The sequence below is a fragment of the Streptococcus sp. 2022WUSS083 genome (assembly GCF_044427155.1).
GTDB classification, from domain to species: Bacteria; Bacillota; Bacilli; order Lactobacillales; family Streptococcaceae; genus Streptococcus; species Streptococcus hashimotonensis.
Genome location: NZ_JAOTGK010000004.1, coordinates 292,042 through 318,058, shown reverse-complemented (window position 1 = coordinate 318,058; position 26,017 = coordinate 292,042). Strand labels below are relative to the sequence as shown.

The window sequence follows — 26,017 nt, the reverse complement described above, 5'->3', positions numbered from 1 at the left end:
TTTAGCACAGAAAAAGACTACTAGGGACGAGCTAGTAGCCTAACATAAAAAATTTTTCGCTTTGATTATATCATAGGGAGGGAGTTTTTGCATTCTTTTGAGTTTTCGTATAAGAACTCAACCAAGATAAAAAGAGTTCGTCTTCCCACCCCCGCACAGTTGATTAGGCCAGATTTGGAGTGCAAAACACGAACAAATCTGCCAATCAACCACTGCGCTGAGATGTTGACACGAACTCTGAGTAGTGGTTCTGGGCTTTTTGCCCAGCCTCCTGCGCCTCGTTGCCTTGTACTAAAAGCAAACTGAAGACTATATCATTTGAAAAAGCTCAGATTTAGTGGTCTGAGCTTTTTTCTGTACTGATAATGTATTTTGGGAAGATTGCTTGTCCCAAGAAAGTAATGGCTAGTGCTAGTATGAGGAGGATGGTTTTGACAAGAGTTGGTAAGTTAAACAGTAAGGCGATTGGTACGATAGCCAAGCTGAAATAGTAGAGAATGAAGTATTTACTGTTTTCTACTATTTGGACCCTATCGCCTTCTTTAACTTGAATGCTCGATTTTTTATCCCCTCGAATGCTTAGTGTAACAGATGGTTGTGTAATTGGTAAGCTTAGAATTTTACCTTGAGTAACTGTCCCAGCAATTTTTCCATCTACCAGGAGCGGAAGTTTTTGGGAGGATAGTTGTTTGATAGGTTTTGGATAATGAATAATAACTCTCATATGAACCTCCTTGTAATCTAGTTTCATTATAGCAAAAAAGAAAAAAATGTAAACGATTTCTGACACTGTTTTCCCCTACAGGCTTGCTTGAAGAATAAGAAACTGCTATAATTTTGAAGAGGTAGGAGTTTATATGAATTATCTTCAGAATTATATTTTAAGTAAAAGCAGTTATTTGCCATCTGATAAGTTATTCATTCTGCAAAAAGAACTAGAAGATTTAGACGATGAGGCTTTAAACGTTGTTATGATGGTTGAGATGCGTCAACCTCTTGTCGCTCTTATTTTGGCTATTTTCTTCGGGGAGTTTGGTGTCGACCGTTTTTATGTCAGGAATAAAGAATTGGGATTTGCCAAGCTGATTGCTTTTGCAGTATCTTTTGTTACGCTATTTATCTTGATTGGGTTCTTGTTATTTTTTGGACTTTATTTGTGGAAGTTTATTGATTGCTTCTTAATCATGCGAGCATGTAAGGAAGCGAACTTTGAGCGTTTGATGCTACAAATCCATCAATATAAGGCTTTTCAGCATAGCAATCAGACATTTTAATAAGATATTTTTGGGAATAAGGGGAGGCTTGGTAGTGTCTTCCTTTTCTGTTTTTAGTAGGCTGTAAAGTACTTGTAATATGAAACGAGCTTTGTCACAGAAGTGACATTTTATAGAACAGCATTTATGATATAATGATAAAATATGCTAGTTGAGAGGAGAATTTGTATGCAGACAAAGAAAATGAGTATGTTTTTATTTTTTGCCTATCTCCTTTTACTTACTTGGATGATTGTCTTTAAGATGGACTTGAGCATCGTATATGGACGCTATGGTTATGCTAGTATAAACTTAATTCCGTTTGCAGGAACAGCGGTCTATGATGGAGTGCTGGATTTTCCAGAAATTCTATTTAATATTGTAAGTTTTATTCCCTTTGGTATTTATATGGAAATGCTATTTCGCAAGGCATCGTGGGTGACTAATCTATGTTTGATTATGTTAGTGAGTCTCTGCTTTGAGGTTCTGCAATATCTTCTTTTACTTGGGGTTGCAGATATAACTGATTTACTGGCTAACGGCTTAGGGGGAGCAATCGGTATTAATATCATGTATGTCTTGACCAGTATTTGGCGGGAGAAGGCCTATGTTCGTATGAATATTTTTTGTTTTGTTCTAACGTTTTTTGTTATATTAATAACTTATTTAGCTATGTAGGTCTTGCTAAATATATCCAAAGTTTGCTAAAATGAATATAATGAATATTAAGGAAGAGATTATTAAATTATCTCAGGAAATCGGAATCTCGAAGATTGGTTTTACAACGGCTGATGATTTTGCTTATTTGGAGAAATCACTTCGTGCTAGTCAGGAAGAAGGGCGTTCGTCAGGATTTGAACACAAGAATATCGAAGAACGTATCCGTCCCAAACTGTCGTTAGAATCTGCCAAAACCATCATTTCTATCGCGGTAGCTTATCCTCGACATTTGCCTGTTAAACCGCAGAAGACCCAATACAAACGTGGGAAGATTACCCCTAGTTCATGGGGGCTTGATTACCACTATATCTTGCAAGATAAGATGGAGCGTTTGGCACGGGGAATTGAGAGACTGACGGATGGTTTGGAATACAAGGCTATGGTAGATACAGGAGCTTTGGTGGATACTGCTGTTGCCAGAAGAGCTGGAATAGGCTTTATCGGTAAGAATGGGCTAGTCATTTCTAAGGAATTTGGTTCCTATATGTTTCTAGGAGAATTAGTGACCAACCTGGACATCGAACCAGATCAACCAGTAGATTACGATTGTGGTGATTGCAATCGCTGTGTTGCAGCCTGTCCGACGTCTTGTTTGTTAGGTGACACGACCATGAACGCCCGCCGTTGTCTGTCCTTTCAGACACAAGATAAGGGTATGATGGACTTGGAGTTTCGTAAGAAAATCAAGACGGTCATTTATGGTTGTGATATTTGCCAGATTTGTTGTCCTTACAACAAGGGAATTTCCAGTCCACCTGTGGTGGAGATCGACCCTGATTTGGCCGAGCCTGAGCTGATTCCCTTCTTGGACTTGTCAAATGGGCAATTCAAGGAAAAATTTGGTATGATTGCTGGTTCTTGGCGAGGGAAAAATATTCTCCAGCGCAATGCCATCATAGCCTTGGCTAATAGTAATGATCGCTCTGCTATTCCCAAACTCCTAGAAATCATCGATAAAAAACAAAATCCGGTCCACATGGCAACGGCTATCTGGGCCTTGGGGCAATTGGTCAAACAGCCCAATGATGAAATGGTAGACTTTATCGCAGGTATTTCATCAGACAATGATGATGTCATAGCAGAGCAAACAGCCTTTCTCAACATGGTCAAGGACTTGCAAATGTGATATAATAAAGATTATGAATAAAAATGAGGTGTATATGGATACAGCAGAAATTCGCCAAAAGATTGAAGAACTTGGCAAAAAATTAACTTCCTTTAGGGGGTCTCTTTGACTTAGAAGGTCTGGAAGAAGAGATTGCCATTCTTGAGAACAAGATGACGGAGCCAGATTTCTGGAATGATAATTTGGCAGCCCAGAAGACGTCTCAGGAGTTGAATGAATTAAAAAATACTTATGGAAATTTCCATCAGATGTTGGATTTATATGATGAATCCGAAATTTTGCTAGATTTTCTGGCAGAAGATGAGTCTGTTCGGGATGAACTGGTTGAGAAGTTGGCAGAATTGGACAAAGTCATGACTGCCTACGAGATGACCTTGCTCTTGTCGGAACCCTATGATCACAATAACGCTATCTTGGAAATCCATCCAGGTTCGGGTGGTACCGAGGCACAAGACTGGGGAGAAATGCTCCTGCGGATGTATCAGCGTTATGGAAATGCCAAAGGTTTTACAGTGGAAACCTTGGATTATCAAGCTGGTGATGAGGCAGGTATTAAGTCCGTAACTCTAAGCTTTACTGGACCAAACGCCTATGGCTTGCTTAAGTCAGAAATGGGTGTTCATCGTTTGGTGCGCATCTCACCTTTTGACTCAGCTAAGCGTCGTCATACTTCCTTTACATCTGTAGAGGTAATGCCTGAGTTGGACGATACCATTGAAATTGAAATCAGAGATGATGAAGTGAAGATGGATACCTTCCGGTCAGGAGGTGCTGGTGGACAGAACGTCAACAAGGTCTCAACTGGTGTTCGCTTGACGCACATTCCGACAGGGATTGTGACTCAGTCCACAGTTGACCGTACTCAGTATGGAAACCGAGACCGTGCAATGAAACTCTTGCAGGCTAAATTGTATCAATTGGAGCAGGAGAAGAAAGCGGCAGAAGTTGACTCACTCAAGGGAGACAAGAAAGAGATCACTTGGGGAAGTCAGATTCGTTCTTATGTCTTTACACCTTATACAATGGTAAAAGACCACCGTACTGGTTATGAGGTGGCTCAAGTCGATAAGGTTATGGACGGAGACTTGGACGGCTTTATAGATGCTTATTTAAAATGGCGAATTAGCTAAGATCCTGTATTTACAAGTGAGGTGCTTGTATATAAGAGAGAGTTTTTCGCTCATCAAGGAAGTTTTTTGAGAGAATACGGACTGTATTTTGAAAAAAACGTTCTCAAATCTAAAGAAAGGACTGTCTAAGACAGGAAATCCTATGGGAATAATAGAAATGAAAGACGTTTCCAAGAAATATGGAAACGGAACGACTGCCCTTCGCGGAGTATCAGTCAATGTTGAAGCGGGAGAATTTGCCTACATTGTAGGTCCTTCTGGTGCAGGTAAGTCAACCTTTATCAAACTCTTGTATCGGGAGGAAAAGCTCGATAAGGGGAGTCTAAAGGTTGGTAAGTTTGACCTTGCAAAAATTAAAAAGAGAGATGTTCCTCTTCTACGTCGTAGTGTAGGAGTGGTTTTCCAAGACTACAAACTCTTACCTAAAAAGACTGTCTTTGAAAATATTGCTTATGCGATGGAAGTTATCGGTGAGAAACCACGGAATATCAAGAAACGTGTAATGGAAGTTTTAGATTTGGTTGGTTTGAAGCACAAGATTCGTTCTTTCCCAAATGAACTTTCAGGTGGTGAGCAACAGCGGATTGCTATTGCCCGTGCCATTGTAAATAATCCTAAAGTATTGATTGCTGATGAACCAACTGGTAACTTGGACCCTGAAAACTCTTGGGAAATCATGAATCTATTGGAGCGAATCAATTTGCAGGGGACAACGGTTCTTATGGCAACTCATAACAGCCAGATTGTTAATACCCTCCGCCATCGGGTAATCGCGATCGAAGACGGTCGAGTAGTACGGGATGAAGAACAAGGAGAGTATGGATACGATGATTAGACGATTTTTTAGACATTTTATTGAATCATTGAAGAGTTTGAAGCGAAATGGTTGGATGACAATTGCAGCTATCTCATCTGTAGCGATTACTCTTACTTTGGTTGGTCTATTTGCTTCAGTTATTTTAAACACAGCAAAGCTTGCTTCGGATTTGGAACAGAATGTACGCATCAATGTATACTTGAGAGCGAACTCAACTGATCAAGCTGAGACGATTGTGAACGAAGCAGGAGAGACGGTAGCTAATCCAGATTATCAAAAGGTGTATAATCAGATTACAGCTATAGAAAATGTACAATCTGTTACTTATTCAAGTAAGGATGAACAGTTGCAGAAATTAACAGCTACCTTGGGAGACACTTGGAACTTATTCCAAGGAGATGCCAATCCACTTTACGATGCTTATATCATTGATACGACAGATCCAAATTATGTTAAATCTGTGGCTGCAGAAATTGCAAAAATTGATGGTGTTACAGAGGTTCGAGATGGTGAAGTAGAGACAGAGCGCATTTTCAAGTTGGCTGATTTAGTTCGGACTTGGGGATTGGCAGCGACTGGTTTGTTGCTCTTTACGGCGGTCTTCTTGATTTCCAATACTATTCGAATTACCATTATTTCTCGTAGCCGTGAAATTCAGATTATGCGTCTGGTTGGTGCTAAAAACAGTTATATTCGTGGACCATTCCTCTGGGAAGGTGCCTGGGTAGGGTTCCTCGGAGCTATTTTACCTTCTGTTTTAGTCTATTCTCTTTATAAGATGATCTATACTTCAGTAAATGCTAGTCTTGCTAGTCAAGATTTGTCTCTGATTAGTATGAATGTCTTTGTTCCAGGAATGATTGGCGCACTTTTTGTAATTGGTATTATTATTGGTTCCTTGGGATCAGTCATTTCCATGAACCGCTACTTAAAAATTTAATAGACAAGCTACATGTAAAAAGGTCTGCACAATAATGAGGCAGACCTTTTTGTTATGGATGTCTATGGTGAGAAGATTTGTTCATCTCTTGCTTAATAGTACAGTCGCAGGAACAATCTCCGCAGGATCCTTTTCCTTTGATGAGACTGCGAATAGCAAGAGAAAATAAGATGATGATGATGAGAAAGAGGATAAGAGTAGGCATTAATATTCTCCTTTTTCTAATGTTTTTAGCGTGACGATTGGAAGAGTATTGGCTGGTTTTTTCACTAGGCTGTAGATGGCTGTGATAATTAGAAAGATAGCGATAAATGTCCAGACGGTTGGTAATTGTCCGTAGATAAGTACAAGACCAATCTGATAGATAACCAAACTACTTGCATAGGCTAAACCTGTTTGGAAACCGATAGCAATCCATGTCCATTTGGCTTCTCCCATTTCACGGTGAATGGCACCAATAGCCGCAAAACAAGGGGCACAGAGGAGATTGAAGACTAGGAAGGAATAGGCTGATAATGCTGTATAGTCTTGTTGTAAAAGCCCCCAGAGTTCGGGATTTTCTTCGGTTGTTTCTCCTAATTTATAGAGGATACCAAAGGTGGCAATGACGGTTTCCTTGGCTAAGAGACCTGTAATGGCTGCAACAGTTGCTCGCCAATTTCCAAAACCAAGTGGGGCAAAGAGGAGAGAAAAACTGCGTCCAATGGAGGCTAAGATACTCTCATCTGTTTCTACCATTTGTAAAGACCAATTATAGGAACTACTGAACCAAATAATGATGTTGGTCACAAATATAATGGTACCAGCTCGTTTGATAAAACTAAGCGCCTTATCGAATGCATACCGGAGAACCGTACTGAGTTTCGGTAAGTGATAAGATGGTAATTCCATGATAAAGGGGCTTGCGACTCCACCGAGCTGCTTGGTCTTTTTTAGTGCCATTCCGGATAGGACGATGGCGGCCATACCGACAAAATAGGCGCTTGGAGCAATCCAAGGATTGTCAGGAAAGAAAGCACCGGCTACCAGAGAAATGATAGGAAGTTTGGCAGAACAGGGCATGAAGGTTGCTGTCATAATGGTGATTTTTCGGTCCTGTTCATTTTCAATAGTCCGACTTGCCATGACTCCAGGAACGCCACAGCCTGTGGAAATCAACATGGGAATAAAGGATTTACCTGATAGACCAAAACGTCTAAAAATCCTATCCATGACAAAGGCGACTCGGCTCATATAGCCAATGTCTTCCAAGATTCCCAAGCAGACGAAGAGGACGAAAATTTGTGGTACAAAACCGAGAATGGCTCCGCATCCTGCAATAATGCCATCAAGGACCAGTGATTGTAGCCAGCCAGCGATTTCAAATCGATCTAGATTTTCCTGAATAAGGCCTGGAACAAGCTCTCCGAATAGGACATCATTTACCCAGTCCGTCCCCATTGTACCAACCGTTTGAATAGACAGGAAGTAGGTCAGCCACATGACTGCCGCAAAGATAGGGAGGGCAAGAAAACGATTGGTAACAAGTCGGTCGATGTTATCAGACAGGTTAAAAGTCTTATCGCTGTCTTTTGTGACCAGTTCTGTGATTTTCTCGATAAATTGGTAGCGTTGATTGACGATAATGGCTTCCATATCGTCTGCGTAAATTTTTTCCAAAATGGCAATGATTTCGGTCAAATCAAGCATGTCTTGTGCATTGAGTTGCAATTGATCTAGAATGACTTGATCTTGTTCGAGTAGCTTAATGGCGTAGAAGCGTTTTTGATGATTTGGGATGGAATCCGATAATAGGTCAATAACTTGGGCGAGACCGGCTTCAAATTGCTTATCATACTGAGGATAGATTGGCTCGGCTTGCTGATTGGTAATTTTTTCTACTTCATGGAGGAGCTGGGATATACCTAGCTTTTTTAGTGCACTGATAGGCTGTACAGGAACTCCCAGTTGATAGGAGAGTTGGTCGCTGTTTATTGAGCGACCTTGACTTTTCAGGGCGTCTGTCATATTGAGGGCGATAACAGTAGGAAGGCCCATTTCTAATAACTGCAAGGTCAGATAGAGATTTCGCTCCAAGTTTGTTGCATCAAGGACGTTGAGGATAGCAGCTGGTTGGTCCGCTATCAAATAATCTCTGGCAACCCGTTCTTCTGGTGTGTAGGGAGACAGCGAGTAGATACCTGGTAAATCTTGAATTAGTAAATGCTTTCGCTTTTTGATTGTTCCAGATTTTCTTTCAACGGTGACTCCAGGCCAGTTACCAACACGTTGGTTGGTCCCTGTTAGGAGGTTGAAAAGAGTTGTTTTTCCGCTATTTGGATTTCCTGCAAGGGCGATGTGTTTTGTCATTTCTTCACCTCGCTTGTGATTTGAACACCAATCATTTGCGCTTCGGATTTGCGTAGTGTCAGCTCGTATCCTCTCAAGGTAATTTCGATTGGATCGCCCAAGGGAGCGACTTTTTTGAGAAATAGCTGCGTGTTCTTTGTAAGTCCCATATCCATGAGGCGACGACGGAGTGCACCTGTTGCATAGATGTCCATGACCTTAGCTGAGCTACCAATAGGTGCCTCAGATAGATTGATTATTTCCGTAGCTGACTTTTCTATTAAAACCAGAGATTCAATAATTTCTCTATCTAGGGCTAGACGGCTTGCCTTGACTTGGAAAATAGCATTGGTCTTGGTTTTTGAAATGATGCGAATCTCTTCTCCGACTTTTAAACCCAAGTGCGCTAAGTGTTTACGAATATCATCTTGCGTTAGACAATCTTTGACTAAATAAGATTGTCCAACTTGAAGGTTTTGCAGTTTCATATCGTTTCCTTTGTGATTTTTATAACAATAGTATAGCATAATTCCTTAAAAGTGTCAGATAATTTTTAGGAATGACTTATTTTCGGACTTGTTTTCTCTTTATTTTTTTCCATATTTCCAAAAAATCCATTGACTTTTTTTAGAGATATGATATACTAGTCAAGTACTGCTGGTTTAGCTCAGTCGGTAGAGCGCATCCATGGTAAGGATGAGGTCGCCGGTTCAATCCCGGCAACTAGCATCGAATACTATCGAAAGACCTTGTTTGACAAGGTTTTTTCTTATTTTTGTCCTAAATTCGCCCCAATTGTCAAAAAATCCCTTGACATGAATGTTTATTGTGGTAGAATAGGGCTTAGAAATATGAAAGGAGTAAAACAAATGAACAAGCAACTTGTCATGCAGCAAGCTATTTTTTATCATACACTCCTTTCTAAGCAGGAAAACAGGGCTCATTGATAAACTTATGAAGTTTTTCGTGGGCTATATTTTGAAACATTGAGACAATCAAGCACTGTGGCCATGGTGTGATAAAAATTGTCGACTATGTTCAAGAGCTGGTCTATTTTTGTGGACTTACGCAAGCCTAGGTGGAGTGAAATGCTTCCCTGGGCTTTTTTGCGCGCTTAGAAAGGTAATACTCTTCGAAAATCAAAATTATCCGTTGTCAACTTGCCTTGATGAACTCCAGTTCTATCTTCGACATCGTTTTCTAGGCTACTTTTGATTTTCATTGAGTATAACGTCTATCAATTGTTGCTTATTGAATAAAGTGGCAAATGATAGGTTATAGATTTGTAAAGGAGATATATGTTTCGATTAATTTTTGACTACATCAAGCGTCATAAGTGGCTCTATCTATTGGTTGCTGTGACCTTGATTATTTATGACGCCACACTTTTGCTACCAACGCAAATCATACAGCGGATGGTCGATATACTGACCAAGAATGAATTGACTCAGGCCATATTGGTTCAGGAGATGACCTTATTGTTATTGGTAACAGTACTGAACTATGCAACAGCCTTCATTTGGCATCTGAAATTATTTCAGGCCTCTGTCAACTTCAAGTTTGACATGCAGCAACGTGCCTTTAAAAAATTAGTAACCATGCGGACTCCATTTTATGAAAAATTCCGCTCAGGAGATGTCATGACTCGTTTTTCAACGGATGTGGATGGCCTGATGGAGATGGTGGGTTACGGTCTTATGATTGTCGTCTATGCAGGCGGTATGTTGGCTTTTATCATTCCCACGATGTTCTTCATTGATTGGAAAATTTCGCTAGTAGCTTTACTACCGATGCTATTCATGACACTATGTATATTTTTTATCGGGAGAAAACAAGATAAGGCGATTGATGCCAATAGGGAAGCTGTAGCCCAGCTCAATAATGAAGTTTTGGAGGTCATCGAAGGCATTCGAGTGACTCGGGCTTATAGTAAAAAAGCAACTCAAAAGGCTCAATTTCAAGCTCGTACCAAGCAATTGGCTCAGGGTGGGGATCGCATCACTTCCTTGCAATCATTGTATAATCCATTAGCCACAGTCTGTTTGGGATTATCTACTATTTTCGTGCTTCTCATGGGGGCACAAGCCGTGAAAGCAGGGCAACTGACCTTGGGACAAGTAATTGCCCTTCAATTGTATGTCGGTTCGCTTTTAGAGCCGTTTTGGACACTAGCAGATTTCATCCTTGTTTATCAGACTGGTAAGACATCTTTTGAAAAACTGCAAGAGCTGATTGAGACGGGTGATGATTTGGAGGCTGATGGTTCTAAGGAAATTGCAGAGCTGTCTAGTATTTCCTTCAAAAATTATAGCTTTAGTTATCCACAGGCAGAAAGAGCCAGCCTACAGGACATCAATTGGACACTGAAAGCAGGGCAAACTGTAGGTATCGTTGGGAAGACTGGTTCGGGAAAAACGACCTTGGTTCGCCAATTCTTACGCCAGTATCCGATTGGTCAGGGAAATTTTTTCATCAATCATCAATCTGTTTTAGACTTTAAACGTTCTAGTATAGAGGAAAAAATTGGCTATGTTCCACAAGAACACATTTTGTTTTCAAGGTCTGTTGGAGAAAATATTGCCCTTGGGAAAGTAGCTAGTAGCTCTGAGGAGATTGAACAAGCCATTGCCACAGCAGCTTTTAGTCAAGATTTAAAACGGATGAGTGATGGTCTTGATACCATGATTGGTGAGCGTGGTGTATCTATTTCTGGCGGTCAGAAACAACGGATTTCCATTGCCCGTGCTTTCCTGCGAGAGCCAGATTTGCTAATTCTAGATGATTCTTTGTCGGCAGTGGATGCTCGGACAGAACGCCAGATTATCCAAAATATTCAAAAAGAACGTGCAGGCAAAACCAATGTCATCGTGACCCATCGTCTATCTGCTGTCAACCATGCAGACTGGGTACTAGTCTTGGATGAGGGGCGTATCGTTGAGGAGGGGCGTCCAGCTGATTTGCTTGCCCAAAGAGGTTGGTACTATGAACAATACCAACGACAACAAAGCCAGGAAGGAGGAGAGTAATGACTATTTTAGGTTTTTTATTAAAACAAATCGGTCGTGTCAAGTGGCTATTTATAGTAGCTGTCGGCTTCTATCTGTTGGCTTCGACCATGGTGCGATTGGCTCCTTTGCTGATTCAGCAGGCGATTGATGGACCGATTACGGATTTAAGCAAGGGATTGCCCTTTGATGAAGCTGTTTTCTTAAACCAGTCAGCTCAATACATGGGAATGATTATTCTGGGAGCTATTGGCTTCTACCTATCTATGCGTTTACTCATGCATTGCGCCAATCGTATTGCTGAAAATCTACGTAATCAAGCCTACGATGTTATGCAACGGTTGCCTATTTCTTATTTTGATGATAAGCCCGCTGGAAAAATTGCAACTAGAATTGTCAATGATACAGAAACCCTGCGGACACAATTTTATGGGACCTTAGTTAATGCCTTTAACAATATTGTTCGTTTGCTCTTTACATACGGTGTCCTATTTTACATGAATAGGAGTCTCGGTTGGCTGATGTTACTCTTAATACCACTCTATATCGGTATTCAATTTGCTTACAAGAAAATGACAGACAAGCCAATGAAGGATTTTTATGATGCAAGGAGTGACGTCAATACGCAGGTGAATGAGACCATGAATGGTGCAAGTTTGATTCAACTTTTTGGACAAGAAGAGCGCATCATGAGAGAATTTGAAGTGACTGCTGATAAGATGCGTCGGGCAGATAATAAGATTATCTGGGCCCAGTCTCTTGCAACGTGGAATCTGAGTGGTTTTCTGCAAAATTTGGTCATTGCTGCGATTTTAACGGTAGTCGGCTATCAGTTTCTTGCGGGACAGGATGGAGTTACAGCTGGGAAACTCTTTGTTTATGTCAACTATATCGAAGGAGTCTTCATTGCTTTGGGAGCGCTGGTTCAACAGTTCCCAAATATGCTTCGCTCTTTTGAAACAGGTAAGCGTCTAATGGCCCTTCTAGAAGAAGAGGTGGAGGACGACTGTGATCGTATTTTGGAAGTTGAACAAGGGCAAGTCGTGTTTGAACACGTGAACTTTAGCTATGAAGAAAACAGACCAGTTTTGAAAGATATTACCATTCGGGCAGAAAAAGGAGAAACAGTTGCTCTGGTTGGGCATACTGGGTCTGGTAAGTCTTCTATTATGAACCTCCTCTATCGTTTCTATGATCCACAGGAGGGACGTGTACTGATTGATGGGAAAAACATCCGTGATTATTCTCGTGAAAGTCTGCGCAGTCACATGGGGATTGTTTTGCAAGATCCCTATCTCTTTACAGGGACGATTGCCAGCAATGTTTCCATGAATGAAGAGGAAGCAGATAGAACAAGAATCATGCAGGCGCTAGAAAAAGTTGGTGCAGGGCCTATGCTATCTCGCTTAGAGAAAGGGATTGATGAACCAGTTGTTGAGAAGGGGGCGGCCTTTTCAAGTGGGGAGCGTCAGTTGATTGCCTTTGCGCGGACACTCTACTCTGATCCTAAAATTCTGATATTGGATGAAGCAACTTCTCATATTGATACGGAGACGGAAGAAATTATCCAACATGCTATGGAAGTGGTGAAAGAAGGTCGGACAACCTTTATTATTGCTCACCGACTTTCTACCATTCAAAATGCAGACCAGATTCTTGTCTTAGATCAAGGTCGAATTATTGAACATGGGAAGCATGAAGAATTGGTTGTACGTGGTGGAGTATATGCTCAAATGCATGAGATTCAAGCAAAGGTGTAATAAGCAGTTAAAAATTCCAAGCTTTGGCTGGAATTTTTTGCTATAATTGACTCATGAAAGCCTTAATTTTTGATGTAGATGATACGCTTTATGATCAGATTCAACCGTTTGAACGTGCTTTGGAAAGACATATTGAAGTAGCAAGGGAGCAAATTGAACCACTCTACCTTTCCTTTCGCAGATATGCGGATGAAGTATTTGAAGCGACAGCAACTGGAAAGATGAGTCTGAAAGACAGTCATATTTATCGGATGAAACATGCTTTGGCAGATTTTGAGTATCAGGTGTCTGATGCAACAGCCTTAGCTATTCAAATAGATTATGATTATTTTCAAGGGCAGATAGAGCTCAGTCCAGTGTTTCCAGAAATATTTTCGTGGTGCCAGGCGCAAGGAATTGCAATGGGGATTATTACGAATGGACCTTATAGACATCAGTTGAGAAAGATACGCACGATGGGGTTAGTTAATTGGTTTGAGCTAGAACATGTCCTTATTTCTGGACAAGTTGGTATCACAAAGCCAAATCCTGCTATTTTTCAACTAATGGAAGAACGTTTGGGGATGTCAGGCGAAGATATTTGTTATCTAGGAGATTCGTTTGAAAATGATGTGGTAGGAGCGAAAGCTGCGAATTGGAAGGCAATTTGGTTTAATCATAGAAAGAGAGTAGAGCCAATAGCTCCCTATCAGGCAGATAAAGTGGTGATAGATTGGGATGAACTGGTCGAAGTTATCCAGTCTTTCTAGTGGTTTCTGCAAGGGATTATCAATTTTTTATAGGTGCGATAGGTAAAATATATTAGCAGGATACCTGTCTTTATGATAGTATAAAATGTAAGCATAGAAGTATAGGTGTGAATCCAAGCAGATTTTTATTCCTACTCTATGAAATTTTTTAAAATGGAGTTACCTATGACACAAGCTTTCTTTCCTATCCATACTCTAGAGACTGTTAGTCCAGAATTACGAGAAAACCTTGCGACTGTCAAGAAAAATAATGGCGGTTATATTCCTAATCTCATCGGTCTTTTAGCCAATTCTCCTACAGCCCTAGAAACCTACCAAACTGTCAGTGGTATCAATCGCCGTAGTAGTCTGAATCCGACCGAGCGTGAAGTGGTACAAATTACAGCTGCCCTTACCAATGGCTGTGGATTTTGCGTGGCAGGTCATACGGCTATTTCTATCAAGCAGGTTAAGATGCCAGATGCTATTCTACAAGCTCTACGCCAGGGAACTCCCATCGAAACGGATGCAAAATTAGATGTTCTCGCTCGATTTACTCTGGCTGTTATTCATGAAAAAGGTAAGGTTGGACAGCCCTTGCTAGAGGAATTTTTCCAAGAGGGCTACACGGCTGAAAACGCCTTGGATGTGGTGTTAGGAGTCAGTCTTGCAACTCTTTGTAATTATGCCAACAATCTCATCAATACTCCTATCAATCCAGAATTACAGGCCTATGCTCTATAGGAGTTCCAGAAGAATATGTATCGAAAACTAGTTAGGACGTTTACGTTATCCTAACTAGTTTTTTTGAATTAACCAAGTATGATTTTCCTAATATACATTTGAGATGGCCTTTGTTTTCTAAAACTAGTTTTAGAAGAGGTATAAAATGTTGAAACTAGTTTCAAAAGAAGACTATTTTCTTTCAAAATAGAAATTAGATTTTAAATGAGGAACTGGGATTGAAAAAAAGTTAATGTGCTATATAATAATATTGTAAGCGCTATCCAGGATGCAGAAATAGAAAGGAGAAATTAATGGGCAAAATCAGTAAAGAAGCTCTAAAAGAACAGATAAAAGATGGAATTATCATTTCCTGTCAGGCTTTGCCAGGCGAACCTCTGTATAGGGAAGAAGGCGGTATTATGCCTTTACTAGTCAAGGCTGCCCAAGAAGCAGGTGCTGTCGGTATTCGGGCCAATAGTGTACGAGATATTAAGGAGATAAAAGAAGTAACTACTTTGCCAATTATCGGAATTATCAAGCGAGACTATCCTCCACAAGAGCCCTTTATTACGGCTACGATGCGAGAAGTAGACGAGTTAGCAGCTCTAGATATTGAGGTCATTGCTCTTGATTGTACCAAGCGTGAGCGTTATGACGGACTCGATGTTGTTGATTTCATTAAGCAAATCAAGGAAAAATACCCCGAACAACTTTTTATGGCAGATATTTCAACCTTTGAGGAAGGATTAACTGCTTATGAAGCAGGCATCGATTTTGTTGGGACAACACTTTCGGGGTATACATCCTATAGTAGGCAGGAGGAGGGACCGGATATTGAATTGGTTGACCGCTTGTGCCGAGCAGGTATCGATGTGATAGCGGAAGGAAAAATACACTATCCTGACCAAGTAAAAATTATTCATGATTTAGGTGTGGCAGGAATTGTTGTAGGCGGTGCAATTACACGTCCAAAGGAAATCGCAGAGCGGTTTATTAGTGCTTTACATAAATAATAAATAGGTTATAGAAAGGAATGGAGTATGAATTTTAAGAAGTTTTCTCAGCTAGGGCAGGCCTTTATGCTGCCAATCTCAATTTTGCCTGTGGCTGGTCTCTTACTGGGAATTGGAGGCGCCTTATCAAATAGTAATGCTGTAGCACAATTTCCTGTATTGGATCAAGCGTGGTTGCAAGCTGTATTCACTATCATGAGTACGGCAGGTAGTGCGGTATTTGCGAATTTAGCGCTGATTTTTGCAATTGGTGTTGCTGTAGGTTTGGCAGATGCTGATAAGGGGACTGCTGGCCTATCTGCTGGGGTTGCATACTTGGTTTATACGGCTACTATTAGTGGCTTTTTAACTCTTTTTGCAGATAAGGGAGCAAGCATTGATACTGGAGTTTTGGGCGCTTTAGCGATTGGTATTACTGTTGCAACTTTACACAATAAATACCGAAAAATTGAATTACCAGCCTTTCTTGGTTTCTTCGGAGGCTCTCGCTTTATTCCAATTATTTCATCATTTGCAGCAATTGCGATTGGTTCCATTTTTTATATAATTTGGCCACCGATTCAGAATTTGTTAGTTGATTTTGGTAAGGCAATCGCAGAGATGGGAAGTTTTGGAACCTTCTTATATGGTTTTGGATTACGTTTGACAGGTGCGTTTGGCTTGCACCATACCATCTATCCAATGTTTTGGTATACTTCATTAGGTGGAAGTGAAGTGGTAGCAGGTGAGACAATCCAAGGTGCGCAAAATATTTTCTTTGCTCAATTAGCAGATGCGAATCACACAGGCTTATTTACTTATGGAACTCGATTTTTTGCTGGTCGATTTGCAACGATGATTTTTGGTCTACCAGCATCTTGTTTGGCTATGTATCACGCAATTCCTAAGGAAAATCGTAAGAAGGTTGGCAGTTTTTATTCAAGTAGTGCATTAACTTCCCTATTGACAGGAATTACTGAACCAATCGAGTTTTCTTTCTTGTTTGTTGCTCCATGGCTATATGTTGTTCATGCATTTTTAGATGGACTATCATTCTTAGTTGCGGATCTCCTGCAAATTCGTATTGGGAACTCATTTTCTGGTGGGCTTATTGATTACTTGATTTTTGGTGTTTTCCAAGGAAATGACAAAACCAATTGGATTTACGTGATTCCTGTTGGCTTGCTTTGGGCAGCAGTTTATTATCTAGTTTTCAAATTTTTAGTAACCAAATTTCACGTGCTAGTTCCTGGTATGGAAAGCAGTGATCAAGCATCGCATTCTGAAAAAGTTTTATCAAACGGTTCTAGTCTTCGTGATAATGCAATTGCTATCATCGATGCTCTTGGTGGACCAGATAATATTGAGAATGTGACTGCCTGTGCGACTCGATTAAGAGTATCGCTCAGAAATAGTGGTCTTGTGGATAAGGGAGTTATTCAGTCTATAGGTGCAACGGCTGTTTTGGATGTAAAAGGAGGAATACAGGCTATTTTCGGAGGTAAGGCTATTCTGTATAGCCAAGAAATCAATCAAATTCTTGGTCTTGAAGAATAGAGTTAGATTTAAGCGAATTAAAAGCATTCAAACTGTACCTATCGGGTATTTTTGAATGCTTTTTGTCTTATTAAGAGTGTTGTGAAATAGAAAGATGGATGAATTATTCTCTAATAGTCTGCTTGAAAATATTCTCTTTTTTCTCCTGGTCAATAGCCAAAAAATAGGCGTAGATAATATCTAGCATGATGAGCAGGGGAATTTGTGGTGAGATACGATTGCCGTAATTGAGGTGGCGGACAGAGGCGACTGGAATGATTTGGTCAAAAGTCGGATGGAGAAAACTATTGGTTGTTAACAGGGCGGTAGGAATCCCCTTTTGAGCAGCCAGGTGGAGATGCTCCATGACCTCTTCTGTCTGACCAGACAGAGAAAGACCGATGACCAGGCAACTAGGGTCTAAAATAGTAGTTGTCCAAATAAGATTGTTTTTATCAGTAATTGCATCGCAAACTACACCCAGTCGCATAAAGCGGGATTTGATTTCCATTGCAACCAAACCAGAACTGCCGATTCCGTAAAAATAGACACGCTTGCTACTGTCAATCAGTTTGGCAATTTCTTCCAATTTTTCTTCATCAACGAGTTTATTGGTAGCAGTTAGGATTTCCTCATAGTCTACCAAGACTTTTTTTGTTAAGCTCCGCTGTAATTTTTCAAAATGTTTATCCAAGTATTGTTGGTTATTCTGAAAGGCAAAGACAAATTCTCGATAACCGGAAAATCCACATTTTTTGGCAAAACGGGTAAGAGCAGATGGAGAAATGTGGAGTTGCTGTATAGTGTTTTCTTGGCTAAGATTGGCGCTAGATGGATCTAACTGAGTAAAATAACTAGCAATCTGCTTTTCAAGTCTAGTCATCTGATCCAGATGAGACTCAATGATGGCAGAGATGTGTTTCGGTGTTTGTAACATTTTCCATTCCTCTGATAGCTTCTGAGGACATTATACCACTAAAACCCCCTCATTGATAGGTTTTATGATATAATGGAAACGTAAAAGGAATGTAAGATTATGTATATTGAAATGATTGATGAAACAGGGCAGGTTTCTGCTCAAATGCAGGAGCAGATTACGGAATTGCTCCAGTTTGCTGCCGAAAAAATTGGCAAGCAGAATAAGGAAATGGCTGTGACCTTTGTGGACAATAAGCGTGTCCATGAGGTTAACTTGGAGTACCGAGGAATTGACCGTCCTACAGACGTTGTCAGCCTAGAATATAAGCCAGAGTCGGAGATTGTTTTTGATGAGGAAGACTTACTGGACAATCCTGAATTGGCTGAAATGATGGAAGATTTCGATGCTTATATTGGTGAATTGTATATTTCTATCGATAAGGCGCGTGAGCAAGCTGAAGATTATGGTCATAGCTACGAGCGCGAAATGGGCTTTTTAGCTGTACACGGTTTTCTGCATATCAATGGCTATGATCATTATACGCCAGAAGAAGAGGCAGAAATGTTTGGTTTACAAGAAGAAATTTTGACAGCTTATGGACTTACAAGAGAATAATTCAAAAAATCGCTGGAAAAACCGAGAATTGATTGCAAGTCTAGAATTTGCAGTAACAGGTTTACTGACGGCTTTCAAGGAAGAACGCAATATGAAGAAGCACCTTGCTTCAGCTGTCCTTGTTGTGCTTGCAGGACTTATTTTCCAAGTATCTGTGACAGAATGGCTCTTCCTCTTGCTTAGCATTAGTCTGGTTATCGCTTTTGAAATTGTGAATTCGGCTATTGAGAATGTGGTGGATTTGGCGTCAGACTATCATTTTTCTATGTTGGCAAAGAATGCAAAAGATATGGCAGCAGGGGCAGTCTTGTTTGTGTCAGGATTTGCCTTGTTGACAGGATTGATTATCTTTGTGCCGAAAATTTGGGACTTTATTTTTTAGAATTTAGTCTTTTAGTTTACTTTTAGTACTAGGCAACGAGTCGCAGGCATAACTCAATGCTTTCTTGTTTCTAGGTGACCAGCTGATGTACTTCGCTTTTTTGTTTTCAGGCTCAGGTACGAATAGTCCACCGGACTATTCGTATCCCCCAGACTGTTTCAATCAGGCAAGGTGAGTTCAAATACTCCAGTGGAGTGTTTGAAGTTGGAAATAAGGAAACAAAGTTTCCTCATTCGTCGAAGTAATAAAAGAAAAACTAAATGACAATATAAGGAGAATACATGACATTTAACTCAGGTTTTGTGGCGATTTTAGGTCGTCCAAACGTTGGGAAATCAACCTTTCTCAACTATGTAATGGGGCAAAAAATTGCCATCATGAGCGACAAGGCTCAAACAACCCGTAACAAGATTATGGGGATTTATACAACAGAAGAAGAGCAGATTGTCTTCATTGACACACCAGGAATCCACAAGCCTAAGACGGCCTTGGGTGACTTTATGGTGGAATCTGCCTATAGCACCCTTCGTGAAGTGGACACGGTCCTCTTTATGGTGCCAGCCGATGAAAAGCGAGGCAAGGGTGACGACATGATTATGGAACGTCTTAAACAGGCCAAGGTTCCAGTCATTTTAGTGGTTAACAAGATTGACAAGGTTCATCCAGACCAGCTTTTGGAACAGATTGATGATTTCCGTCAACAGATGGACTTCAAGGAAATTGTGCCAATTTCTGCTACCCAAGGGAACAATGTTAATCGTCTCATGGAAATTCTCAAGGAAAATCTGGATGAAGGTTTCCAGTATTTCCCAGCGGACCAAATCACTGACCACCCAGAACGTTTCTTGGTATCTGAGATGATTCGGGAGAAGGTTCTACACCTGACTCGTGAGGAAATTCCGCACTCTGTGGCCGTTGTCATCGAGTCCATGAAACGTGATGAATTTACCGACAAGGTCCATATCCGAGCGACGATTATGGTTGAGCGTGATAGCCAGAAAGGCATCATCATCGGCAAGCAAGGAGCCATGCTCAAGAAAATTGGCTCCATGGCCCGTCGTGATATTGAATTGATGTTGGGCGACAAAGTCTTCCTCGAAACCTGGGTCAAAGTCAAGAAAAACTGGCGAGACAAAAAACTCGACCTCGCCGACTTTGGCTATAATGAGAAAGAGTATTAATAAGGTTTGGGGAACCTTATTAACCCGAGCCAAGAAATTGGAGAGCGAGGTAGGTTCGGGGGAGTGAAACAGTCTGGGAATAGACTGTTTCAGCAGGTCACATAGGAGTGCGAAAGTGACCATGTGAAGAACCGAGCCTAGAAATTAGAGAGCGAGGCAGCCTGGGGATAGGTTGTCTAAGTCAATCACTTAGAAATAGTTAGCAGAAAAGCCGAAAGGCTTTTACTGCGTTATGGAGAAATCTTTTTAGTAAACAAGAAAGGAAAGCTGGTTAGGTGTTGTAATTGAACACGCCTACGACTCTTTGAAAAAAGATAACCATGACCTAGGTGTCGAAGCACCGTCGGTCAGGTTTCTATTTTTCTTTGAGTCGCTTAACGGCTTAGTATCTTAGTATGCCCGAATTGCCTGAGGTTGAGACGGTTCGTCGTGGGTTGAATCGGTTGGTCAAGGGAAAGGTTATCGAAAGGGTCAAGGTGACCTATGCTCCTATGATTAAGACTGGTGTGGATGCCTTCTGTCAGGACTTGATTGGTCAGGAGATTTTAGATGTGGATCGTCGTGGCAAGTATCTCTTGATTTACCTGACAGACCATGTCCTCATTTCCCACTTGCGGATGGAAGGTAAGTACAATTTCTTTCCTGACCAGGTGCCTGCCAACAAACATTTCCATGCCTTTTTTACTTTTTCAGATGGCTCGACCTTGGTTTATCAGGATGTCCGCAAGTTTGGCACAATGGAACTGCTGGGCAAGGCAGATGTGGATGCCTACTTTCTCAGTCGAAAAATCGGTCCTGAGCCGACGGAGGAAGATTTTGACTTGGAAGCCTTTGCTGCTAAGTTGGCCAAGTCGAAAAAGCCCATTAAGTCGCATCTTTTGGACCAGTCTTTGGTGGCTGGTTTGGGCAATATTTATGTTGATGAGGTCTTGTTCAAGGCACAAGTTCATCCTGCTCAAGCAAGTAATCAGCTATCGGCTGAGCAGGTGGCAGACCTCCGTCAAGCCACCATAGAAGTTCTTCAACTAGGAACTGAAAAAGGTGGTTCAACCATTCGGACCTACAAAAATGCCTTGGGAATGGACGGGACTATGCAGGATTATTTACAAGTTTATGGAAAGACAGGACAGGCTTGTCCCCGTTGCCAGACGGAGATTGTCAAAATCCAGCTGGGCGGTCGAGGGACGCATTTCTGTCCTCAGTGTCAGGTGAAACATGGCTAAAGTTATTGGTTTAACAGGCGGTATCGCCTCTGGAAAATCAACGGTTACAGCTTTTTTGCGAGAACAGGGCTATCCAGTCATCGATGCGGATGCGGTCGTGCATGAGTTGCAGGCTAAAGGCGGAAAGCTCTATCAGGTCTTACTTGCCGAGTTTGGGGAAGCTATCCTGTCAGCTGATGGCAGTCTAGATAGGGCTAAGCTGGGGCAGGCTGTTTTTGCGGATAGCAATCTGCGGGCTCGTTTATCTGTCTTGCAGGACAAGATTATCAGGCAGGAGCTGTTAGACAGAAGGGATGCTCTCAAGCAGACTGAAGATGTAATTTTCATGGATATTCCTTTGCTTTACGAGGCTGATTATAGCGGGGAAGTAAATGAAGTCTGGCTAGTTTATGTCGATAGAGCGCAGCAGTTGGAACGGCTCATGAAACGCAATGGCTTAGCTGTTCAAGATGCAGAAAATCGTCTGGCTGCTCAGTTTTCTTTAGAGGAAAAACGGTCGCAAGCCCAGGTGGTGATTGACAATAGCGGAGCGGTTGAGGCGACCTCAACACAGGTTGCGCAACTTTTGGAGGAATTAAAGGATGGACGACGGTAGTAGTTATTGGAAGCAGAATTTGAAGGTGGCTTGGTTGGGAAATTTCCTAACAGGGACGAGTTTTACCTTGGTTATGCCTTTTATCTCGGTTTTTGTGGAAGAGTTGGGGGTAGGCCCTGGACAGGTAGAATATTATGCGGGACTTGCGGTATCTGTTAATGCCCTTGCGGCAGCCTTGATGGCACCTATTTGGGGGAGTTTGGCAGACCGTTACGGTCGCAAGCCCATGATGGTGCGGGCTGCTTTTGCGATGATTTTTACTATGGGTGGTATGGCCTTTGTACCAAATGTTTTTTGGTTGCTTGCCTTACGTGTCCTGAATGGGGTATTTACAGGATACATTCCCAATGCGACTGCCTTGATTGCCAGTCAGGTTCCAAAGGATAAGACGGGATATGCTCTGGGGACCTTATCAACAGGTGCGGTAGCGGGTAATTTGATTGGTCCGACCCTGGGTGGTATCTTAGCAGAGATGTTTGGCGTACATACGGTATTTTTGCTGGTGGGACTTCTTTATGCTATCGTTGTGTTACTGACTGTTTTCTATATTCGAGAGGATTTTGTTCCAATCAAAAAAGGCGAAGAGATGGCGGTTAAAGAGGTATTTGAGCAGGTGAAAGATCGGCAGATGCTGGTTGGGCTTTTTGTGACTTCTATGATTATTATTGCAGCTGCTCAGGCTGTTGTTCCTATATTGACCCTCTACGTGCGGCATTTGGGACAGACAGATAATCTGTTATTTGTTGCTGGTTTTATCATTTCCTTGCCTGGTATGGCATCGCTAGTGACTTCAGGTTATTTAGGGAAAATTGGTGATCGTATTGGCAATCATCGACTTCTATTGATTGCTTTGACTTACAGTCTGTTGATTAATGTTTTCTGTGTTTTTGCAGAAAATCCTTTCCAGCTTGGTTTGTTGCGATTCATGTATGGTTTTGGGACAGGAGCATTGTTGCCTTCGGTAAATTCTCTTTTGACCAAGTTGACTCCAAAAGAAGGGATTTCAAGGATATTTTCCTACAATCAACTCTTTAATAATCTAGGTTCTGTTGTTGGTCCCATGATGGGGTCTGCGGTGGCTGCTCACATGGGTTATGACTGGGTTTTCTATCTGTCGAGCGGACTTGTCCTCTTTAACCTTATCTGGTCTTTGACCAATTTTAGAAACTATTTGAAAGTAAGGGATGTTTAGTGAGAGTTAAAATCAATTTACAATGTTCAGAATGTGGTAGTAAGAACTACTTGACTAGCAAAAACGCCAAGACTCATCCAGATAAGATTGAAGTCCTTAAATACTGCCCAAAAGAGAGAAAAGTAACCCTCCACCTTGAAACTAAGTAGGTTTTATGGTATAATGTCATAAGTTATTGTAGAAAGTGAAAAAAATATGTATCAAGCATTATTAGCAATTCTGTTGATTTTATCTGTTATTTTGATTGTAGTGATTTTTATTCAACCGGCTAAAAACCAGTCTAGCAACGTCTTTGACTCTTCTAGTGGAGCCTTATTTGAACGTACAAAGGCCCGTGGTTTTGAAGCGGTGATGCAACGCATTACAGCTATTCTTGTTTTTCTTTGGATGCTGGATGCGCTGGCACTTGTTATCATTTCAAGTAAGTAGATAAATCAGACTGGGACTTGTTCTTGGTCTATTTTTTTAGTAAAGGTAAGATGAAAAACGAAATTATTAACTATATTAAAGAAGTTGGTCCTGTGACCATGGACCAGCTGGCAGACCAGTTTGGAGCCAGTTCTGCAAAAGGTTTTACAGACTTGGTCAAGCTGGTTTCTAGCATGGAAGGTAGCCGTCAACTTGTCTTTGACAATGCTGGGCGGATTACTCTTCCTGCTCCAAAAATCTCCAAGAACAAGGTGACCTTGCAGGGCATTTTCCGTGCCCACAAGTCAGGTTTTGGTTTTGTGACCATTGACGAGGAGGAAGATGATCTCTTTGTCAGTCGTGACGATGTTAATTTTGCCATCGAGGGCGACCGAGTGGAAGTGGCGATCAAGAAAGTGGCGGACAGGCTCAAGGGAACGGCTGCGGAAGCGGAAGTCATTGATATTTTAGAACATAGCCTGAAAACTGCGGTGGGCTTGATTGTTTTTGACGAAGACAAGCCAGAATATGCAGGCTACATCAAGTCTAAAAATCAGAAAATCGCTCAGAAGATTTACATCAAGAAGTCACCTCTGGTATTGACCGGAACGGAAATTCTCAAAGTAGACATTGAAGCCTATCCAAATAAGAAGCGGGACCACTTTGTTGCGACCATTCGGGACGTGGTGGGCCACAAGGACGATGTGGGGATCGATGTCCTGGAAGTTTTGGAATCCATGGACATCGTGTCGGAATTCCCTGATGAAGTCTTGGCGGAGGCCAATCGAGTGGCAGAAAGTCCGTCAGAACAGGACTTTGAAGGACGCTTGGACCTGCGAGATGAAATCATCTTCACCATTGACGGTGCGGATGCCAAGGACTTGGATGATGCGGTCCATATCAAGCAGCTCAAGAATGGCAATCTGGAGCTGGGTGTCCATATCGCTGATGTCAGCTACTATGTGACCGAAGGTTCTGCCTTGGACCAGGAAGCTGTCAAGCGTGGGACCTCTGTCTATGTGACCAACCGTGTGGTGCCAATGCTACCAGAACGTTTGTCAAATGGCATCTGTTCCCTTAATCCAAATGTAGATCGCCTGACCCAGTCGGCTATTATGGAAATTGACCGCAAGGGCAAGGTGGTCAAGCACTGGATTGGTCAGACGGTCATCAAAACCACCTTCCGCATGACCTATTCCGATGTCAATGATATGATTGCAGGCAATCAGGAAAAGTTGGAAAAATACAAGGCAATCGTGCCGAGTGTGGACCTCATGGTCAAACTCCATGAAACCCTGGAAACCATGCGGTACAAGCGTGGGGCTCTCAACTTCGATACAGCTGAAGCTAAAATCATCGTCAACAAGGATGGTCTGCCAGTCGATATTCAACTGCGTCAGCGGGGCATTGCCGAGCGGATGATTGAGTCCTTCATGCTGGCTGCCAACGAGTGCGTTGCCGAGCATTTTGCCAAGTTGGACCTGCCTTTCATCTATCGGATTCACGAGGAGCCTAAGTCGGACAAGTTGCAGAAGTTCATCGACTATGCGACTAGCTTTGGCTTGACGGTCTATGGAACGGCCAGCTCTATCAGCCAGGATGCCCTTCAGGACCTCATGGAGCGGGTCAAGGATGAACCCTATGCGGATGTCCTCAACATGATGCTGCTTCGTTCCATGCAGCAGGCACGCTACTCGGAGCACAACCACGGCCACTACGGACTGGGTGCGGAGTTTTACACCCACTTCACCAGTCCTATCCGCCGCTATCCCGACCTGCTGGTGCACCGTATGGTGCGGGAATATGGTCACAATCCTGCGGAAAAAGCAGAGCATTTTGAGCAGGTCATTCCTGAGCTTGCCAAGTCTTCGTCCAGTTTAGAACGCCGTGCCATTGAGGCAGAGCGGGAAGTCGAAGCCATGAAGAAGGCAGAGTTCATGCAAGAATTTGTTGGGCAAGAGTTTGACGGAGTCGTGTCTAGCGTGGTCAAGTTTGGTCTCTTTGTCGAGTTGCCAAATACGGTTGAAGGCCTGATCCATGTCACCAACCTCAACGAGTACTACCAGTTCCACGAGCGGACTCTGACCTTGCAGGGTGAGAAATCTGGTCGGGTCTTCCGTGTCGGTCAGCCAATCCGTATCAAGCTAACGCGGGCGGACAAGATGACAGGGGAAATCGATTTTGCCCACGTGCCGTCCGAGCTGGATATTGTCGAAAAGGCTTTGAAAGCCAAGCGGAGAACGGCTAGTCACTCCAACCGTGACCGTGATGATCGGTCAGGGCGAGGACGGGGCAAGCACTACAAACAAGAAGCTGCTGGTCGCGATAGCGGACGTCACAAGTCTGGGAAAGACCACAAGTCAAAAAGTGGCAAAAAAGACAAGAAAAAGAAACCATTTTACAAAGAAGTGGCTAAAAAGAACAAGAAGAAAAGGAGATAG

26 protein-coding genes and 1 tRNA gene are annotated in these 26,017 nt (G+C 42.0%); 22 read left to right on the top strand and 5 right to left on the bottom strand.

Going from position 1 to position 26,017, the window contains the following annotated elements:
* Window positions 1-334: 334 nt before the first annotated feature.
* The gene (locus tag ODU41_RS07300; protein WP_238708521.1) at window positions 335-724 is read right to left on the bottom strand and encodes a hypothetical protein; all 390 of its coding nucleotides are present in this window, start codon (window positions 722-724) and stop codon (window positions 335-337) included.
* Between the two features lie 133 nt (window positions 725-857).
* On the opposite strand from ODU41_RS07300, the gene ODU41_RS07295 reads away from it, so the two are divergent.
* From ODU41_RS07295 to ftsX, 6 genes are all read left to right on the top strand, one after another.
* On the top strand, window positions 858-1,274 hold the full coding sequence (locus tag ODU41_RS07295; protein WP_398578837.1) for a TM2 domain-containing protein: 417 nt from the start codon (window positions 858-860) through the stop codon (window positions 1,272-1,274).
* Between the two features lie 168 nt (window positions 1,275-1,442).
* Window positions 1,443-1,931: a VanZ family protein gene (locus ODU41_RS07290; RefSeq protein ID WP_014637625.1), complete on the top strand. Its 489-nt coding sequence runs from the start codon at window positions 1,443-1,445 to the stop codon at window positions 1,929-1,931.
* 40 nt (window positions 1,932-1,971) lie between these two features.
* A complete protein-coding gene (gene queG / locus ODU41_RS07285; RefSeq protein WP_398578836.1) occupies window positions 1,972-3,099 on the top strand; it encodes a tRNA epoxyqueuosine(34) reductase QueG in 1,128 nt (375 codons plus the stop codon).
* 34 nt (window positions 3,100-3,133) lie between these two features.
* Window positions 3,134-4,229 (top strand): peptide chain release factor 2 gene (prfB, locus tag ODU41_RS07280; protein ID WP_398578840.1). Its coding sequence is split into 2 segments (ribosomal slippage): window positions 3,134-3,205 and window positions 3,207-4,229, totalling 1,095 coding nucleotides; the frame shifts between segments, so codons are not numbered across the junction.
* A gap of 142 nt (window positions 4,230-4,371) precedes the next feature.
* Window positions 4,372-5,064, top strand: a complete 693-nt coding sequence (gene ftsE / locus ODU41_RS07275; RefSeq protein ID WP_023369634.1) for a cell division ATP-binding protein FtsE — start codon at window positions 4,372-4,374, stop codon at window positions 5,062-5,064.
* The gene (gene ftsX, locus ODU41_RS07270) at window positions 5,057-5,986 is read left to right on the top strand and encodes a permease-like cell division protein FtsX (RefSeq protein ID WP_023369636.1); all 930 of its coding nucleotides are present in this window, start codon (window positions 5,057-5,059) and stop codon (window positions 5,984-5,986) included. The genes ftsE and ftsX overlap by 8 nt, the downstream gene beginning before the upstream one ends.
* Before the next feature lie 52 nt (window positions 5,987-6,038).
* Here ftsX and ODU41_RS07265 read toward each other — a convergent pair whose 3' ends face one another.
* From ODU41_RS07265 to ODU41_RS07255, 3 genes are read right to left on the bottom strand one after another with little or no spacing between them, the layout of a single operon-like run.
* Window positions 6,039-6,191 carry a FeoB-associated Cys-rich membrane protein gene (locus ODU41_RS07265; RefSeq protein WP_395383216.1) on the bottom strand — a complete coding sequence of 51 codons (153 nt, stop codon included), beginning with the start codon at window positions 6,189-6,191 and terminating at the stop codon, window positions 6,039-6,041.
* The gene (feoB, locus tag ODU41_RS07260; protein WP_074391766.1) at window positions 6,191-8,335 is read right to left on the bottom strand and encodes a ferrous iron transport protein B; all 2,145 of its coding nucleotides are present in this window, start codon (window positions 8,333-8,335) and stop codon (window positions 6,191-6,193) included. Before feoB ends, ODU41_RS07265 begins: the two co-directional genes overlap by 1 nt.
* The gene (locus tag ODU41_RS07255) at window positions 8,332-8,802 is read right to left on the bottom strand and encodes a ferrous iron transport protein A (protein ID WP_014637631.1); all 471 of its coding nucleotides are present in this window, start codon (window positions 8,800-8,802) and stop codon (window positions 8,332-8,334) included. Before ODU41_RS07255 ends, feoB begins: the two co-directional genes overlap by 4 nt.
* A gap of 168 nt (window positions 8,803-8,970) precedes the next feature.
* Between ODU41_RS07255 and ODU41_RS07250 the strand changes: the two genes are divergently transcribed.
* The 7 genes from ODU41_RS07250 (at window position 8,971) to ODU41_RS07220 (ending at window position 17,082) form a co-directional block, all read left to right on the top strand.
* A tRNA-Thr gene (locus ODU41_RS07250) sits at window positions 8,971-9,043 on the top strand.
* A gap of 569 nt (window positions 9,044-9,612) precedes the next feature.
* Complete coding sequence (locus ODU41_RS07245; RefSeq protein ID WP_029186307.1) at window positions 9,613-11,340, top strand: ABC transporter ATP-binding protein; 1,728 nt, start codon at window positions 9,613-9,615, stop codon at window positions 11,338-11,340.
* A complete protein-coding gene (locus tag ODU41_RS07240) occupies window positions 11,340-13,079 on the top strand; it encodes an ABC transporter ATP-binding protein (protein ID WP_105136406.1) in 1,740 nt (579 codons plus the stop codon). The genes ODU41_RS07245 and ODU41_RS07240 overlap by 1 nt, the downstream gene beginning before the upstream one ends.
* Window positions 13,080-13,132: 53 nt before the next feature.
* Window positions 13,133-13,828 (top strand): HAD family hydrolase, encoded by a 696-nt coding sequence (locus tag ODU41_RS07235; RefSeq protein WP_024389981.1) that lies wholly within the window; start codon window positions 13,133-13,135, stop codon window positions 13,826-13,828.
* A gap of 165 nt (window positions 13,829-13,993) precedes the next feature.
* Window positions 13,994-14,551, top strand: coding sequence for a carboxymuconolactone decarboxylase family protein (locus ODU41_RS07230; RefSeq protein ID WP_141668704.1), 558 nt, complete (start codon window positions 13,994-13,996; stop codon window positions 14,549-14,551).
* A gap of 293 nt (window positions 14,552-14,844) precedes the next feature.
* Window positions 14,845-15,546, top strand: coding sequence for an N-acetylmannosamine-6-phosphate 2-epimerase (locus ODU41_RS07225; protein WP_024406720.1), 702 nt, complete (start codon window positions 14,845-14,847; stop codon window positions 15,544-15,546).
* 27 nt (window positions 15,547-15,573) lie between these two features.
* A complete protein-coding gene (locus tag ODU41_RS07220) occupies window positions 15,574-17,082 on the top strand; it encodes a PTS transporter subunit EIIC (RefSeq protein ID WP_044673958.1) in 1,509 nt (502 codons plus the stop codon).
* A 103-nt stretch (window positions 17,083-17,185) separates the two neighbouring features.
* Here the strand turns inward: ODU41_RS07220 and ODU41_RS07215 are convergent, their stop codons facing one another.
* Window positions 17,186-17,998, bottom strand: a complete 813-nt coding sequence (locus ODU41_RS07215; RefSeq protein ID WP_248030580.1) for a MurR/RpiR family transcriptional regulator — start codon at window positions 17,996-17,998, stop codon at window positions 17,186-17,188.
* A 99-nt stretch (window positions 17,999-18,097) separates the two neighbouring features.
* On the opposite strand from ODU41_RS07215, the gene ybeY reads away from it, so the two are divergent.
* The 9 genes from ybeY (at window position 18,098) to rnr (ending at window position 26,017) form a co-directional block, all read left to right on the top strand.
* Entirely contained in the window at window positions 18,098-18,595 is a 498-nt protein-coding gene (gene ybeY, locus ODU41_RS07210) for an rRNA maturation RNase YbeY (RefSeq protein WP_002935749.1), read from the top strand.
* Entirely contained in the window at window positions 18,576-18,977 is a 402-nt protein-coding gene (locus ODU41_RS07205) for a diacylglycerol kinase family protein (RefSeq protein ID WP_012027339.1), read from the top strand. The genes ybeY and ODU41_RS07205 overlap by 20 nt, the downstream gene beginning before the upstream one ends.
* Before the next feature lie 281 nt (window positions 18,978-19,258).
* Window positions 19,259-20,158 carry a GTPase Era gene (gene era / locus ODU41_RS07200; protein WP_024389976.1) on the top strand — a complete coding sequence of 300 codons (900 nt, stop codon included), beginning with the start codon at window positions 19,259-19,261 and terminating at the stop codon, window positions 20,156-20,158.
* Window positions 20,159-20,553: 395 nt separating this feature from the next.
* On the top strand, window positions 20,554-21,381 hold the full coding sequence (mutM, locus tag ODU41_RS07195; protein WP_074391771.1) for a DNA-formamidopyrimidine glycosylase: 828 nt from the start codon (window positions 20,554-20,556) through the stop codon (window positions 21,379-21,381).
* On the top strand, window positions 21,374-21,976 hold the full coding sequence (gene coaE / locus ODU41_RS07190) for a dephospho-CoA kinase (RefSeq protein WP_398578835.1): 603 nt from the start codon (window positions 21,374-21,376) through the stop codon (window positions 21,974-21,976). The genes mutM and coaE overlap by 8 nt, the downstream gene beginning before the upstream one ends.
* Window positions 21,963-23,168 carry a multidrug efflux MFS transporter gene (locus ODU41_RS07185; protein ID WP_029172559.1) on the top strand — a complete coding sequence of 402 codons (1,206 nt, stop codon included), beginning with the start codon at window positions 21,963-21,965 and terminating at the stop codon, window positions 23,166-23,168. The genes coaE and ODU41_RS07185 overlap by 14 nt, the downstream gene beginning before the upstream one ends.
* Window positions 23,168-23,317 carry a 50S ribosomal protein L33 gene (gene rpmG, locus ODU41_RS07180; RefSeq protein ID WP_012775228.1) on the top strand — a complete coding sequence of 50 codons (150 nt, stop codon included), beginning with the start codon at window positions 23,168-23,170 and terminating at the stop codon, window positions 23,315-23,317. Before ODU41_RS07185 ends, rpmG begins: the two co-directional genes overlap by 1 nt.
* 46 nt (window positions 23,318-23,363) lie before the next feature.
* Window positions 23,364-23,597 carry a preprotein translocase subunit SecG gene (gene secG, locus ODU41_RS07175; protein WP_002935768.1) on the top strand — a complete coding sequence of 78 codons (234 nt, stop codon included), beginning with the start codon at window positions 23,364-23,366 and terminating at the stop codon, window positions 23,595-23,597.
* A gap of 50 nt (window positions 23,598-23,647) precedes the next feature.
* Complete coding sequence (gene rnr, locus ODU41_RS07170) at window positions 23,648-26,017, top strand: ribonuclease R (RefSeq protein WP_398578834.1); 2,370 nt, start codon at window positions 23,648-23,650, stop codon at window positions 26,015-26,017.

Excerpts from the sequence above, each read along its gene's own strand:
- ODU41_RS07300 (WP_238708521.1), bottom strand. The coding sequence starts at position 724 with ATGAGAGTTATTATTCATTATCCAAAACCTATCAAACAACTATCCTCC.
- ODU41_RS07295 (WP_398578837.1), top strand. The coding sequence starts at position 858 with ATGAATTATCTTCAGAATTATATTTTAAGTAAAAGCAGTTATTTGCCA.
- ODU41_RS07290 (WP_014637625.1), top strand. The coding sequence starts at position 1,443 with ATGCAGACAAAGAAAATGAGTATGTTTTTATTTTTTGCCTATCTCCTT.
- queG (WP_398578836.1), top strand. The coding sequence starts at position 1,972 with ATGAATATTAAGGAAGAGATTATTAAATTATCTCAGGAAATCGGAATC.
- ftsE (WP_023369634.1), top strand. The coding sequence starts at position 4,372 with ATGGGAATAATAGAAATGAAAGACGTTTCCAAGAAATATGGAAACGGA.
- ftsX (WP_023369636.1), top strand. The coding sequence starts at position 5,057 with ATGATTAGACGATTTTTTAGACATTTTATTGAATCATTGAAGAGTTTG.
- ODU41_RS07265 (WP_395383216.1), bottom strand. The coding sequence starts at position 6,191 with ATGCCTACTCTTATCCTCTTTCTCATCATCATCATCTTATTTTCTCTT.
- feoB (WP_074391766.1), bottom strand. The coding sequence starts at position 8,335 with ATGACAAAACACATCGCCCTTGCAGGAAATCCAAATAGCGGAAAAACA.
- ODU41_RS07255 (WP_014637631.1), bottom strand. The coding sequence starts at position 8,802 with ATGAAACTGCAAAACCTTCAAGTTGGACAATCTTATTTAGTCAAAGAT.
- ODU41_RS07245 (WP_029186307.1), top strand. The coding sequence starts at position 9,613 with ATGTTTCGATTAATTTTTGACTACATCAAGCGTCATAAGTGGCTCTAT.
- ODU41_RS07240 (WP_105136406.1), top strand. The coding sequence starts at position 11,340 with ATGACTATTTTAGGTTTTTTATTAAAACAAATCGGTCGTGTCAAGTGG.
- ODU41_RS07235 (WP_024389981.1), top strand. The coding sequence starts at position 13,133 with ATGAAAGCCTTAATTTTTGATGTAGATGATACGCTTTATGATCAGATT.
- ODU41_RS07230 (WP_141668704.1), top strand. The coding sequence starts at position 13,994 with ATGACACAAGCTTTCTTTCCTATCCATACTCTAGAGACTGTTAGTCCA.
- ODU41_RS07225 (WP_024406720.1), top strand. The coding sequence starts at position 14,845 with ATGGGCAAAATCAGTAAAGAAGCTCTAAAAGAACAGATAAAAGATGGA.
- ODU41_RS07220 (WP_044673958.1), top strand. The coding sequence starts at position 15,574 with ATGAATTTTAAGAAGTTTTCTCAGCTAGGGCAGGCCTTTATGCTGCCA.
- ODU41_RS07215 (WP_248030580.1), bottom strand. The coding sequence starts at position 17,998 with ATGTTACAAACACCGAAACACATCTCTGCCATCATTGAGTCTCATCTG.
- ybeY (WP_002935749.1), top strand. The coding sequence starts at position 18,098 with ATGTATATTGAAATGATTGATGAAACAGGGCAGGTTTCTGCTCAAATG.
- ODU41_RS07205 (WP_012027339.1), top strand. The coding sequence starts at position 18,576 with ATGGACTTACAAGAGAATAATTCAAAAAATCGCTGGAAAAACCGAGAA.
- era (WP_024389976.1), top strand. The coding sequence starts at position 19,259 with ATGACATTTAACTCAGGTTTTGTGGCGATTTTAGGTCGTCCAAACGTT.
- mutM (WP_074391771.1), top strand. The coding sequence starts at position 20,554 with ATGCCCGAATTGCCTGAGGTTGAGACGGTTCGTCGTGGGTTGAATCGG.
- coaE (WP_398578835.1), top strand. The coding sequence starts at position 21,374 with ATGGCTAAAGTTATTGGTTTAACAGGCGGTATCGCCTCTGGAAAATCA.
- ODU41_RS07185 (WP_029172559.1), top strand. The coding sequence starts at position 21,963 with ATGGACGACGGTAGTAGTTATTGGAAGCAGAATTTGAAGGTGGCTTGG.
- secG (WP_002935768.1), top strand. The coding sequence starts at position 23,364 with ATGTATCAAGCATTATTAGCAATTCTGTTGATTTTATCTGTTATTTTG.
- rnr (WP_398578834.1), top strand. The coding sequence starts at position 23,648 with ATGAAAAACGAAATTATTAACTATATTAAAGAAGTTGGTCCTGTGACC.